The sequence below is a fragment of the Mesorhizobium sp. LCM 4576 genome (genome assembly GCF_001854815.1).
Classification (GTDB): Bacteria; Pseudomonadota; Alphaproteobacteria; order Rhizobiales; family Rhizobiaceae; genus Mesorhizobium; species Mesorhizobium plurifarium.
The window spans coordinates 76,118-88,692 of sequence record NZ_MDDT01000007.1 but is presented as its reverse complement, the minus strand read 5'-3'; the positions used below and the strand labels follow the sequence as shown (position 1 = coordinate 88,692).

General features: G+C 62.8%; 13 protein-coding genes and 1 pseudogene. 2 read left to right on the top strand and 12 right to left on the bottom strand.

Translation table 11 applies throughout. The annotated features are described in order from the left end of the window. Positions 1-96: 96 nt before the first annotated feature. Positions 97-2,016 (bottom strand): methanol/ethanol family PQQ-dependent dehydrogenase, encoded by a 1,920-nt coding sequence (locus LCM4576_RS02580; RefSeq protein WP_071030333.1) that lies wholly within the window; start codon positions 2,014-2,016, stop codon positions 97-99. 698 nt (positions 2,017-2,714) lie between these two features. Here LCM4576_RS02580 and LCM4576_RS02575 point away from each other — a divergent pair. Continuing rightward, the gene (locus tag LCM4576_RS02575; RefSeq protein ID WP_071030331.1) at positions 2,715-3,068 is read left to right on the top strand and encodes a hypothetical protein; all 354 of its coding nucleotides are present in this window, start codon (positions 2,715-2,717) and stop codon (positions 3,066-3,068) included. A 53-nt stretch (positions 3,069-3,121) separates the two neighbouring features. Here the strand turns inward: LCM4576_RS02575 and LCM4576_RS02570 are convergent, their stop codons facing one another. Genes LCM4576_RS02570 through LCM4576_RS02555 form a run of 4 tightly spaced genes read right to left on the bottom strand, consistent with a single transcriptional unit; the run spans position 3,122 to position 5,894 of the window. Beyond that, positions 3,122-3,862, bottom strand: a complete 741-nt coding sequence (locus tag LCM4576_RS02570; RefSeq protein ID WP_071030329.1) for an ABC transporter ATP-binding protein — start codon at positions 3,860-3,862, stop codon at positions 3,122-3,124. Beyond that, positions 3,831-4,658 (bottom strand): ABC transporter permease, encoded by an 828-nt coding sequence (locus LCM4576_RS02565; protein ID WP_083361280.1) that lies wholly within the window; start codon positions 4,656-4,658, stop codon positions 3,831-3,833. Before LCM4576_RS02565 ends, LCM4576_RS02570 begins: the two co-directional genes overlap by 32 nt. Beyond that, entirely contained in the window at positions 4,655-5,644 is a 990-nt protein-coding gene (locus LCM4576_RS02560; protein WP_071030327.1) for an ABC transporter substrate-binding protein, read from the bottom strand. Before LCM4576_RS02560 ends, LCM4576_RS02565 begins: the two co-directional genes overlap by 4 nt. A 40-nt stretch (positions 5,645-5,684) precedes the next feature. After that, entirely contained in the window at positions 5,685-5,894 is a 210-nt protein-coding gene (locus tag LCM4576_RS02555; RefSeq protein ID WP_040983853.1) for a hypothetical protein, read from the bottom strand. A 278-nt stretch (positions 5,895-6,172) separates the two neighbouring features. On the opposite strand from LCM4576_RS02555, the gene LCM4576_RS02550 reads away from it, so the two are divergent. After that, entirely contained in the window at positions 6,173-6,553 is a 381-nt protein-coding gene (locus LCM4576_RS02550) for a cytochrome c family protein (protein WP_071030326.1), read from the top strand. Between the two features lie 83 nt (positions 6,554-6,636). On the opposite strand, the gene gph is transcribed toward LCM4576_RS02550, so the two are convergent. The 7 genes and pseudogenes from gph to fba all read right to left on the bottom strand — a co-directional run bounded on the left by gph (position 6,637) and on the right by fba (position 12,566). Beyond that, the gene (gene gph / locus LCM4576_RS02545; RefSeq protein ID WP_071030560.1) at positions 6,637-7,338 is read right to left on the bottom strand and encodes a phosphoglycolate phosphatase; all 702 of its coding nucleotides are present in this window, start codon (positions 7,336-7,338) and stop codon (positions 6,637-6,639) included. After that, the gene (locus LCM4576_RS02540; protein ID WP_040984458.1) at positions 7,335-7,892 is read right to left on the bottom strand and encodes a thioredoxin family protein; all 558 of its coding nucleotides are present in this window, start codon (positions 7,890-7,892) and stop codon (positions 7,335-7,337) included. Before LCM4576_RS02540 ends, gph begins: the two co-directional genes overlap by 4 nt. Before the next feature lie 22 nt (positions 7,893-7,914). Continuing rightward, positions 7,915-8,601, bottom strand: coding sequence for a ribulose-phosphate 3-epimerase (gene rpe / locus LCM4576_RS02535; RefSeq protein ID WP_071030325.1), 687 nt, complete (start codon positions 8,599-8,601; stop codon positions 7,915-7,917). Continuing rightward, the gene (gene cbbX, locus LCM4576_RS02530) at positions 8,598-9,536 is read right to left on the bottom strand and encodes a CbbX protein (RefSeq protein ID WP_071030323.1); all 939 of its coding nucleotides are present in this window, start codon (positions 9,534-9,536) and stop codon (positions 8,598-8,600) included. The genes rpe and cbbX overlap by 4 nt, the downstream gene beginning before the upstream one ends. A 25-nt stretch (positions 9,537-9,561) precedes the next feature. Then, on the bottom strand, positions 9,562-9,981 hold the full coding sequence (locus LCM4576_RS02525; protein WP_040983856.1) for a ribulose bisphosphate carboxylase small subunit: 420 nt from the start codon (positions 9,979-9,981) through the stop codon (positions 9,562-9,564). A gap of 11 nt (positions 9,982-9,992) precedes the next feature. Then, positions 9,993-11,453 (bottom strand): form I ribulose bisphosphate carboxylase large subunit, encoded by a 1,461-nt coding sequence (locus LCM4576_RS02520; protein WP_071030321.1) that lies wholly within the window; start codon positions 11,451-11,453, stop codon positions 9,993-9,995. Positions 11,454-11,487: 34 nt separating this feature from the next. Continuing rightward, positions 11,488-12,566 (bottom strand): annotated as a pseudogene (gene fba, locus LCM4576_RS02515) (class II fructose-bisphosphate aldolase). Positions 12,567-12,575: the final 9 nt, after the last annotated feature.

The following is a 12,575-nucleotide window of genomic DNA, read 5'->3' as shown; positions in this document are numbered from 1 at the left end:
GTTCGGGTGTGCTGCAGATCGAGAGCCCGGCTGTTGCCTGCGGATGATCCGGGCTCTCGATCTTTCAGTCTTCGGTCTTAAGGGTTTTCCGGGAGATCAATCCGGAAGACCGAAGACGGTGAGCTGGCCGCCCAGCGTCGTGTAGTCGGCAAGTGCCGCGTAGCCACCGACCGCTCCGAGACCGGCGGTTCCAACGACCGCGGCCTGATCGCCTTGCGCGCGGCCCTGATCGACGGCGCCGTGCCAGGCAGCGGCGTTGTCGGGTGACAGCAGTCCGCCGGCGAGGCCGATACCTGCCCATCCGCCGACACCGGACAGAACGGCGATATATTGCTTGCCGTTGTGCTCGAAGGGCGTGACGTTGCCGATGATGCCGGACGGGGTCTTGAACTTGTAGAGTTCCTTGCCGTGCTCATCGACTGCCTTGATGTAGCCTTCGAGCGTCCCATAGAAGATGACGTCGCCGGCGGTTGCCAGCGCGCCCGACCACACCGAGAACTGCTCGGGCTTCGACCAGACGATCTCACCCTTGGCGGCGTCCCAGGCAATGAAGTTTCCCATGTTGCCGTCGCCGCCTGGCGCCGGATACATCGATACGGTGGCGCCCACATAAGGCTGGCCGGCGGTATAGCTCACCTTGTACGGCTCATAGTCCATGCAGACGTGGTTGGTCGGCACATAGAACAGCCCGGTCTTCGGCGAGTAGGTGGCCGGCTGCTGGTCCTTGGTTCCGAGCGCTGCCGGGCAGATACCCGTCGAGTTTGTGTCTTCGCCGTTCTGCTGCGTCGAATATTTCGCCACGACCTGCGGGCGGCCATATTCCTTGCTGTTGGGGTCCATATTGACTTCGGTGGCCCAGTTCACCGCCGGGTCGTACTTCTTGGCGACGAGAAGCTCGCCGGTGGCCCGGTCCATGGTGTAGGCGAAGCCGTTGCGRTCGAAATGCACCAGCACGTCGTGCTTCTTGCCTTTGACCTCCATGCCGTCGACGAGGATCATCTCGTTGATGCCGTCATAGTCCCACTCGTCATGCGGGGTCATCTGGTAGACCCATTTGGCCACGCCGGTGTCGGCGTCGCGGGCGAAGATGGTCATCGACCAGCGATTGTCGCCGGGGCGCTGGACGGGATTCCAGGTCGAGGGATTGCCGGTGCCGTAGTAGACGAGGTTCAGCTTGGGATCATAGGAATACCATCCCCATGTCGTGCCGCCGCCCGTCTTCCACTGCTCGCCTTCCCAGGTGTTCGTGCCAGAGTCCTTCCCCACCGGCTTGCCGAGCTGCGTGGTCTTCTCGGGATCSAGCAGGGTGTCTGCGTCCGGGCCTTCCGAATAGGCCTTCCAGGCGAGCTTGCCGTCCTTCAGATCGTAGGCGGCCAGCCAGCCGCGGACGCCGAACTCCGCGCCCGAGACGCCGACGAGGACCTTGTCCTTGAYGACCACGGGCGCCGACGTGCCGGATTCRCCCTTTCCGCCGTCGGTGTTTTCGCCGTTCTTGACCGACCATACGACCTTTCCGGTCTTGGCGTCGAGCGCGACGACCGTGGTGTCGGCCTGGTTGAGAATGACCAGCGCAGGGCGATCGCCATCGGCAGGCGCATAGGCAACGCCGCGATTGACYGTGTCGCAGCACATGATCGGAATGACGTTCGTGTCCTGCTTGGGCTCGTACTTCCAAAGGATTTTTCCGTCCTTGTTGAGATCGAGAGCATAGACGGTGTTCGGGAACGGCGCGTGAACATACATCACATCGCCGATGATCAGCGGGCCGCCCTCATGACCGCGCAGCACGCCGGTCGAGAAGGTCCACTTGACCTGCAGGTTCTTCACATTTTCCTTGGTGATCTGCTTGAGCGTGGAATAACGGGTGTTRGCATAGTCGCCAGTCTGCATCACCCAGTCTTTCGGATTTTTGGCCATCTTCGCGAGTTCTTCGTTGGCTGACGCTGTATAGAGCGCGCCCAACGATAGTAACGCAGTGGTTGTCGCGATGTAGGTAGCTTGCTTAAGTGCGCGCATCAAATTCCTCCCAGGTTGACAACAAGAAATCGGTACTCAAGCTCGCAAGAGCCTGTCCAGGCGATCCGTATTGGGAAGTATTTCCGGCAGCTGTCACGACCTAAACTGCAAATAGCAGAGGAACTTTTCCGTCCTCTACCAAACCAGTCTAGCCTGCACCCGCCCGATGTGGCCTACGAAAGACTGTCGCCGCTCCCTTGTTACAGCGATGTCCTTGAAGCCGGAAACAGGGTAAGGCTATGTCATTGCAAAAAGTCAGGCAAGGAAAAACCCCTGCCTGGATTGTGCGATGCAGCATAACTTTGATGCGGCGCAATACAAAATTCAAGGATAAAAACCACTCGAAAATTCGCGCCGTTTTTTAGTGTAAAGTTGAGGCGCCATATATATGTATAACTACAATTCCCGTATTGTTGCGTATAGTTAACTTCGATTTATACTTATATATATTCTTTCTTGTTATTTCGTATGATATCTTTGGTTTCCATATTTATATGGTCATAAAAAAGTACTCACGAAGGTCGGCGCTGGGAATGGTCCTGAAGCTGCCTTGGAGCGCCGTTGTCGGTGGGTACGGCATTCCTCCTTTGGTCCTATACCGAGGCGGTGAGAACTTGACCGCGCTTGCGGCATGTCGCCAAGTGGGCACGATGATGCCGCCTCGCTGCGGCGCGCCCGGGCAATAGGAGGAATTTCTCATGGTCAGATATGCTGGATTTTCGATCCTGAYGCTCCTCTTCTCGTCGGCAACGGTCCTTGCAAACCCGGCCGGCGCCGCGGGGGATTATCCGACGGCAACGATCGTCGACTATGTGCTCGGCTGCATGCGGACGAACGGCCAGACACGCCAGGCGCTGGAGAGTTGTTCATGCTCGATCGACGTCATCGCCTCGATCCTGCCTTATGACCATTATGAGAGGGCCGAGACCTTCAAGAGCATGTCCCTGACGACAGGCGAGAATGCAGGTCTGTTCCGCGAAAGCGCGCCGGCGAAAGCCGCGCGCACGGAGCTGAAGCAGGCGCAGGCTGAAGCCGACGTGCGTTGCTTCTGAACCAGGACAGTCTGCAGCGAGGTTCCGTCCGGAATAGGAATAGGCCAGGGCGGTCAGGCCACGCCCGGAAATTTCTGATGGAACGATCGCAAAAGGTCGTTCGTCGCCTCGGGGCTGCGGTGTTGCCGGGGCAGCCCTATGTCGAAAACGCCGAGCACGTGCGAGGGGCGCGGCGCAAGCACGATGATGCGATCCGCCAGCGTCAGCGCCTCGGTCAGGTTGTGCGTCACCATCAGGGCAGTCGTAGGCCGGGCCGACCAGACGTCGAGAAGCAGGCGCCGGAGCTGCCCGGCGGTCCGTCCGTCGAGCGAGACGAAGGGCTCGTCGAGGAACAGCACCGCCGGCTCGATCGCGAAGGCCCGCGCGAGGGCAGCCCTTCTTGCAAGGCCGAGCGAGAGCTCGGCCGGATAGAGCGAGCGCATGCCGGCGAGACCGAGCGTGTCGAACAGCGCGTCGAGATTTTTGACGCGCAGGTCTTTCGGCAGCRCTAGCCTGACATTCTCCTCCACCGTCCGCCAGGGCAGCAGTGTGGGTTCCTGGAACACAGCGGCTATGCGGTTCGAGCCGCCTTCGGGAAGCTGGAAAGAACCGGAGAACTGCCTGTCGAGCCCAAGCAGAATGCGCAGCGTCGTGGTTTTGCCGCAACCCGACGGCCCGAGCAGGCAGACGAATTCGCCTTGCCGGACCTCGAAGGAAAGGTTCCTGAGCGCCGTGACCGAAACGCCCTGCGCGGACCTGAAGGTCTTCTCGGCGATGTCGACCTTAAGCGGGGCGGCGGYGCCAACGGGTTGCATGTCGTTCAACGGGCTGCACCAGAAGAAGTTCGATCACGAGCATCACCGCCACGAATGCCAGCGTATAGGCAAGAATGGCGGCGACGTCGAAAAGCTGGAAATAGAGATGGATCTGGAAGCCCACGCCATTGGAGCGGCCGAGCAGCTCGACCACCAGGACGATCTTCCAGATGAGGGCGATGCCGGAGCGCGAGGCCGCGGCCAGATAGGGCTGCAGTTGYGGCAGCAGGATGTGGCGAAGCCGGTCGAGGGGAGCGAAGCGGTAGACAGCCGCCATTTCGGCGTAACGCGGGTCCAGCGCCCTGGCGCCCTCGCGCATGGTCACCACGACATTCGGGATCTTGTTCACGGCGACCGCGCCGATCGCCGCCGCCTCGGTGAGGCCGAACCAGATATAGGCCAGCACGATGATCACCAGCGCCGGGATGTTGAGGAACAGGATGACCCAGGGGTTGAAGAACCGGTCCGCGCGGCGGTAGCTGCCGAGAAGGATGCCGATCACCGAGCCGATGATCATCGCGACGACGTATGCGGCGGCGACCCGGCCCAGCGTCGCGCCGAGATGGTAGAAGAGGTCRCCGCTCGCCGCCTCTCTCAGCAACACCTGCCAGACCTCTCCCGGCCCCGGAAAGGCACGGCTCGGCCAGGTATTCGCCRCCAGGCTCCACAACAGGCCAAGCCCGAGCAAGGAGATCGTCACCGTTAGCGCGGGCATCAGCGTCGCAGTGGAGCCGGAACGGCTGGAGATGCCGATCATATCGCCAAGTGTGCGTCCGTCGCCGTCTCTCGTGGTCATTGCGGCGGCTCCTGCCAGAATGTGCCGGGTGCCATCTCGGACGCGCTGCCGACCAGCTTTTCGCCGCCGATCCTGGCCAGTACCCGATAGAGCCTGCCGGCATCGGCCGCCTCCTCGGCGACCGGGCGCCTGGGGATGCCCTCGCGGTAGCGGTCGCGCAGCTTTGCTAGTTCCTTGCCGTCCGCGCGGATGATCGGCGCGAGGCGCAACCACTCTTCGTCGGACCTTGCCAGCAGATCCTTGGCTTGCGCGGAAGCCTTGAAGAAACTGCGGGCGGCCTGCGGATTGTCGTTCGCCCATTTGTCGTGGAAGACATAGCCAAGCGCGGATACCGGGCCCGATGCCCCGAGCGCCATCTGCGCGTCACCGACGCCGATCAGCCGGCGAAAGCCATCGGCCTCCAGCCGGGCGCAGAAATGCCAGAAGTTGAGCGCCGCATCGAGCTCGCCCTGGATGGCCTTTTGCGAAATCAGCGGCGGCGCGCCAAAGACGACATCGCTCACCGAAGGCAGGTCGAGACCGTGATCGCGCCTGGCCAGCGCCTGTATCAGCAGCCAGCTCTTGTCGAGCGCCCCGCCGGCGACGCCGATCTTCTTTCCCTTGAGGTCGGCGATCGTGCGGATCGGCGATGCGTCCTTCACCATGATCGCTCCGACGGAAGTCGAATAGGGGGCCAATGTGACGTCGCCGCCATCCGAGCGCTGGCGCGAGACCCACAGCCAATCGGTCACGATCATGTCGATCGCGCCTGCCAGCATCGCCACATTGGTCGCATCCTCCCCGGCGAAATAGATGACGTCCAGATCGATCCGGTTGGCCGCGTCGAACCCGTGGTGCTTCAGCGTATCAAGCTCCCAGCTCACCGTGCCGAACTTCAGCACGCCGATGCGGACCTTGGATGCGGCGGAAGCGGCAATGGCATGCGAGCCGAGAAGCGCCGCCGTTCCAAGGRCCGCCAAACGGAGCGTTTCCCGCCGCGAAATCATGACGCGTCCTCCCGGGACTGCAACAAACCAGGGGCGCCGGTCAGATCGCCTGGTCCTTCGTCGGGAAAGCGCATTTCCAGCGCCTGACCTTCAGGGCCGGATGCTCCTGCGACCATTTCGCGATCTCGCTGGGCGCCAGCATCATGCATTGGAACAGGGAGCCGCGGCTTTCAAAATAGAGGTGCTCGTCTCGGCAATCGCCGGGATTGGCACTCAGGCAAACCGTCAAGATGAGGTCGACCATACTCATTCAGCACCTCTCGCGCGCGAAGATGCCCGCTCCGGCGAAATGCCGCCGACCCCGTTGCCTGGGCAAATCTCAGCCAGCCTGGCCGACGTCCCGAGGTGCCCTTGGAAATCCAGAACGATCCGAAGCTACGCGCTCGCCCCAAGACCGTCAACAAAGGCGAAAGTACAGGATGGGCATCTGTCGATCCGGAGTCTGGACCTTCGTATGATTGACTTCCGCAGTCCTCCAGTTARCTTTTTTTCAGGCACYGGRCATTTGACGATCAATGAGGAATTGCCATGCGCGCTATCGCGTTTTTCGCCGTCACATTCCTGGTTACTTTCATCACGGACCAATCCCACGCGCAGGATGCAGCGGCAGGTGAGAAGGTCTTCACCAAATGCAAGGTCTGCCACGTCGCGGACAAGGACCAGAACAAGGTCGGTCCGTCGTTGAATGGCGTCATCGGCCGCACGGCCGGCACGCATCCCGGTTTCAGCTATTYCCAGGCGATGGTCGCGGCCGGAAAGTCCGGCGTCAAATGGGACGAAGCGACGCTGACGACCTATCTCCATGATCCGAAGGCCATGGTGAAAGGCACGAAGATGGCGTTCGTCGGCCTCAAGGACGACAAGGACGTGGCCAACGTCATCGCCTATCTCAAGCAGTTCTCAAAGTAGGGCAGTTCTCAAAGTAGGGGCAGCTTCGCCGGTCGTTCGCTTTTCGATCGGCCGGCGATTGCCTGCCTATTCGACGCAGCCTGTCAGGCAGCGGCCTGGAGCCTCTGCATCGCGGAAGGCAGATCGAGCAGGCTGTYGCAGACAAGGTCCGCGCCAAGCTCCTCGACGGGGACCTGAGTGTAGCCGCCGCGCAGCAGAGCGACCGGCATGCCGGCCGCGCGCGCTGCGCCGACATCGCTGACGCTGTCTCCAACCATCAGTGCCTCGTACGGCTCGACCCGAAGCTGGTCGAGCGCCAGAAGCAGAGCGTCAGGCGCCGGTTTCAGTTTCGTCACCGCGTCTCCGCCGACGATCGCGCCGAGATATTCCGTCAGGTGGAAGTGCAGCAGGATTTCGCGGGTCGCCAGTTGCGGCTTGTTGGTGACGACCCCCATGGCCGTTCCGTTCAGGTGGAAGTGCGTGAGTGCCTCCCTGACGCCGGGCATCAGCCGCGTCAGGCCGGTCAGGTGTCTGCGGTAGATCGGCGCCATGTCGCGGTTGRCATCCTCGAGAGCGCCGCCGGAAAGCGGCGACCCGGAGGCGGCGAAAGCCCGGTCGACCAGTTTCATGACGCCGCCGCCGATCATCGTCTTGACCTGGTCGATGCCGAGCGGCGGCAGACCGCGGCCRGCCAGCAACTCGTTCACGGCCGCGGCGATGTCGGGGGCCGAATCGATCAGCGTGCCGTCGAGATCGAACAGGATCGCCCTCGGCGACCTAAACCGCTTGCCTGAGCCGACGTTCATGCGGCCTCCTTCCATTTGATCGAGCAGCCGATCGAAGCGATCTGGTCGAGCGGACCGTTGCCGGTTCGGGCAACCCGCTTCATCGCCTCGAACAGATCGCGTCTCAGCCCAGGCGCTCCGGCGTCCCGTCGCGATGCGTCCAGCCTGCCGCGATATTGCAGCGTCAACTCGCCGTTGAGGCCGAAGAAATCCGGCGTGCATACGGCACCATAGGCACGCGCCACCGCCTGCGACTCGTCGTGGAGATACGGGAAGGTGAAGGCGTTCGCCCTGGCAAAGAGTTTCATCTTGTCGAAGGAATCGTCCGGATAGGCGGCGGCGTCGTTGGCGTTGATCGCGACGAAGCCAATCCCTTCGGCCTTGAGATCATTAGCATCACGTACGACGCGCGAAATCACCGCCTTCACATAGGGGCAATGATTGCAGATGAAGGCGACGACCAGCCCGTTGGGTCCGGCCTGACCGAGGATCGAATGCGATCTGCCGTCGATGCCTGGCAAGACGGCATCGACGCCTTGCCAGCCGAAATCGCAGACGGGTGGGATTGCCGCCATGTCGTCCTCCAACCAAGCAGGTTCACGCAGCTTGCCGGACCGCCCCGTCGGCCGCCTGTCTGATCGCGCCTATATTGGCGCGATAGGCGGCCTCGGCGCCACCCTTGAAGACGGCGGAACCGGCGACGAGCACATTGGCGCCGGCCGCGGTGACAAGGGGAGCCGTCTCGGGCGTGACGCCGCCGTCGATCTCGATGTCGATCGGACGCTGGCCGACGAGCGCCTTGACGCGCCTGACCTTGTCGATGACAGCCGGAATGAAGGCCTGGCCGCCGAAACCCGGATTGACCGTCATCAGAAGCACCAGATCGAGCCGGTCGAGGACATATTCGATGACGCTTTCCGGCGTCGACGGATTGAGCGACACGCCGGCCTTTTTGCCGAGGTTCCTGATGGCCTGCAGCGAACGGTCGAGATGCGGCCCGGCCTCGGCATGCACGGTGATGATGTCGCAACCGGCGTCGGCGAAGGCGGCGAGATAGGGATCGGCCGGCGCGATCATCAGATGACAGTCGAAGGTCTTGTCGGTCCGGTTACGGATCGCCTTGATCACCGGCGGGCCGAAGGTGATGTTGGGCACGAAATGTCCGTCCATCACGTCGAGATGGATCCAGTCGGCGCCAGCGCGTGCGACCGCTTCGACCTCGTCGCCGAGCCGCGAGAAATCCGACGACAGGAYGGAAGGGGCGATGATGGTCTTCGCGGTCATTTGCTTGCTCCTTTCCCGGGCTTCAGCGCGAAGACCCGGCTGGCGGTGATGTCCTCGGCGGAGATCGTCGACAGCGCCTCGGCGTCAAGCGGTCCCTTGGCGCTCTCGAACAGGCGGTTGGCCTGCCGCAGCCTTGCCCGGTCGAGCGCGTTGCGGATCGAGCGGGCATTGGCGAAATGCGGCTGCGCGCGTCGGCGCGCGATGTAGTCGGCCATTGCGGCGGTTGCCTTGGTGTCGAACAGGTAATTTTGCTGGTCGAGCATTTGTTCCGCGATCCTGAGAAGCTCGTCGTCGGAATAGTCGGGAAAGTCTATGTGGTGGGCGATGCGCGAGCGGAATCCCGGATTGCTTTCGAAGAAGCGGTCCATGCGCTGCGCATAACCGGCGAGGATCACCACGAGGTCGTCGCGCTGGTTCTCCATCACCTGCAGCAGGATCTCGATCGCCTCCTGGCCGTAATCGCGCTCGTTCTCGGGCCGGTAGAGGTAATAGGCCTCATCGATGAACAGCACGCCGCCCATGGCCTTCTTCAGGATCTCCTTGGTCTTGGGCGCGGTGTGGCCGATATACTGGCCGACCAGATCGTCGCGCGTGACTGAAACCAGGTGGCCCTTGCGGATATAGCCAAGCCGATGCAGAAGGTCCGCCATCCGCAATGCAACGGTGGTCTTGCCGGTGCCCGGATTGCCGGTGAAGCTCATATGCAGCGTCGGCGTCTCATGGGCGAGGCCCATGCGACGGCGGGCTCTCTCGACCAACAGGAGCGCCGCCGTCTCGCGGATGCGCCGCTTGACCGGGGCGAGCCCGATCAGATCGCGGTCGAGCTCGGCCAAGACGTCCTTGACGCCGGAGGTTTCGAATTCCTCGCGCAGATCGATCGCCGTCGGGGTAGCGGCTTGCGGCACGTCCGTTTCGGCTAAGGCTGGCGCCGRCATGGCATTTCCTCCTGTCCCTGAACGATCAGCCATACCTTGCACCGGCCGGCTTGTCGGCGGCGTAGGGCCTTGTGGTATAACGGATCATGCGGCCCGCGGTCTCCTGCCGCTCGAGCCGGTAGCCGGGTTCGTCGGCCGGGCGGTTGACGATGAAGGAGAGCTTCACCGATTCCCAGCCATGCGAGGCATCGAAGGCGACGACGCGGATATAGCGATCGCCATAGAGCTTGCGGCATGCGTTCAGCTCCAGCATCAGCGCCGCCGCGTCGGGATTGTCGAACATCGGGTGGCCCCACATGTCCCAATAGGTGTTGCGCGGATGCGGGTCGTCGGTGACTTCGAGGCTGACGGCCCATTTGTTGTCGATGCAATACTGCACCTGGGCGCGGATCTGATCGTCGGTCAGGTCGGGCAGGAAGGAAAAGGCCCCTTGGGTGATGCGCATGGTCGTTCTCCTTATTCGGCCGCCGTTGCCACCGGGACAAAGTCCGGCGTATCGGTCGAGGCGTAGTTGAAGGTCACGTCCTTCCAGGTCTCGAGCGCCTGTTTCAGCGGCAGACAGTTCCTTGCCGCGTTCTCCAGGATCTGCGGTCCTTCGCGCACATAGTCGCGGCCCTCGTTGCGGGCGAGGATCATGCATTCAAGGGCAACGCGATTTGCCGTGGCGCCGGCGGCGATGCCCATAGGATGGCCGATGGTGCCGCCGCCGAACTGCRGCACGACGTCTTCGCCGAGCAGGTCGATGAGCTGATGCATCTGGCCGGCATGGATGCCGCCGGACGCCACCGGCATCAGCTTGTTGAGCGAGGCCCAGTGCTGGTCGAAGAAGATGCCGTTCTCCAGCCTCATCGGGTTATGGTCGTCGCGGCAGATGTCGTAGTAGCCCCTGGTGGTCGCCGGATCGCCTTCCAGCTTGCCGACCACGGTGCCGGCATGGATGTGATCGACGCCGGCGAGCCGCATCCATTTGGCGATGACGCGGAAGGATACGCCGTGGCTCTTCTGCCGCGTGTAGGTCGAATGTCCGGCGCGATGCAGGTGCAGGATCATGTCGTTCCGGCGCGCCCACTTAGCCATCGACTGGATCGCCGTGTAGCCGATCACGAGGTCGATCATGACGATGTTGGAGCCGAGTTCCCTGGCGAAGTCGGCCCGTTCGTACATGTCCTCCATGGTGGCCGCGGTGACGTTGAGATAGGTGCCCTTGATCTCGCCTGTCTCGGCCTGCGCCTTGTTGACCGCCTCCATGCAGTAGAGGAAACGCTCGCGCCAATGCATGAAGGGCTGCGAGTTGATGTTCTCGTCGTCCTTGGTGAAATCGAGYCCGCCCTTCAGCGCCTCGTAGACGACACGGCCGTAGTTGCGGCCCGAGAGCCCGAGCTTGGGCTTGACGGTGGCGCCGAGCAGCGGGCGGCCGAACTTGTCGAGGCGCTCGCGCTCGACGACGATGCCGGTCGCCGGACCCTGGAAGGTCTTCACATAGGCGACGGGAAAACGCATGTCCTCCAGCCGCAGTGCCTTCAACGGCTTGAAGCCGAAGACGTTGCCGATGATCGAGGCCGAAAGATTGGCGATCGAGCCCGGCTCGAACAGGTCGAGGTCATAGGCGATGTAGGCGAAGTACTGTCCGGGCGCGTTCGRCACCGGGTCGACCCGATAGGCCTTGGCGCGGTATTTTTCCGACGCCGTCAGCCGGTCGGTCCACACAACGGTCCAGGTTGCGGTCGAGGATTCGCCGGCGACCGCCGCGGCGGCCTCGATCGGGTCGACGCCGTCCTGCGGCGTGATCCTGAACACCGAGATTATGTCGGTGTCCTTGGGCTCGTAGTCGGGCTCCCAATAGCCCATCTTCTTGTATTCCATGACGCCGGATCTGTAGCGTTCCTTGCCGGTCACGGTTTCGTTTTTGGTGGACATAACGCTGGTCCTTTCCTTTTTGGCGGACCGCCGCTCAGGCGGYTTTCGCGGTTGCGATCTGCGGGTCGAGCTTTCCCGCGGCGTAGCGTTTGGCCATCTCGTCCATGGCGATGACCTTGATCTTCGAGGCGTTGCCCGCGGTGCCGAAGCGTTCGAAGCGATCGCGGCAGAGATCGCGCAAGGCGTCCATGGCGGGCTTCAGGAATTTGCGCGGATCGAATTCGCGCGGATCCTGCGTCGCGACGCGGCGGAACTGTCCGGCCATGGCCATGCGGCAATCGGTGTCGATGTTGACCTTGCGCACGCCGTGGCGGATGCCGCGCTCGATCTCCTCGACCGGAACGCCRAAGGTCTGGGGCATCTCGCCGCCATATGCGTTGATGATGTCCTGCAGTTCCTGCGGCACGGACGACGAACCGTGCATGACCAGATGCGTGTTCGGCAGCTTCTCGTGGATCGCCTCGATCACCTGCATGGCCAGGATGTCGCCGTCCGGCTTGCGCGTGAACTTGTAGGCGCCGTGGGAGGTGCCGCAGGCGATCGCCAGCGCATCGACCCTGGTGGCTGTCACGAAGTCGACAGCCTGATCGGGGTCGGTCAAAAGCTGGTCATGGGCTAGCGCGCCTTCGGCGCCGTGACCGTCCTCGGCTTCGCCCTGGCCGGTCTCCAGCGAGCCGAGCACGCCGAGCTCGCCTTCGACGGAAGCGCCGACCCAATGCGCCATGCGCGCGACGCGCTCGGTGATGGCGACGTTGTAGTCGTAGCTCGCCGGGGTCTTGGCGTCCGCCATCAACGACCCGTCCATCATCACCGAGGTGAAGCCGTGGCGGATCGCCGAAAGGCAAGTGGCTTCGTTGTTGCCGTGGTCCTGGTGGATGCACAGCGGAATGGCCGGATGAATCTCGGTCAGCGCCTCCATCATCCTGGCCAGCATGATGTCGTTGGCATAGGAGCGGGCGCCGCGCGAGGCCTGGATGATGACCGGCGCGTCGCAGGCGCCCGCCGCCTCCATGATGGCGAGGCCCTGTTCCATGTTGTTGATGTTGAATGCCGGCACGCGGTAACCGTGCTCGGCGGCATGGTCGAGAAGCTGGCGAGGGTGATGCGGGCCATTGTCGGTCC

Excerpts from the sequence above, each read along its gene's own strand:
- LCM4576_RS02555 (WP_040983853.1), bottom strand. The coding sequence starts at position 5,894 with ATGAGTATGGTCGACCTCATCTTGACGGTTTGCCTGAGTGCCAATCCC.
- LCM4576_RS02540 (WP_040984458.1), bottom strand. The coding sequence starts at position 7,892 with ATGGCGGCAATCCCACCCGTCTGCGATTTCGGCTGGCAAGGCGTCGAT.
- LCM4576_RS02525 (WP_040983856.1), bottom strand. The coding sequence starts at position 9,981 with ATGCGCATCACCCAAGGGGCCTTTTCCTTCCTGCCCGACCTGACCGAC.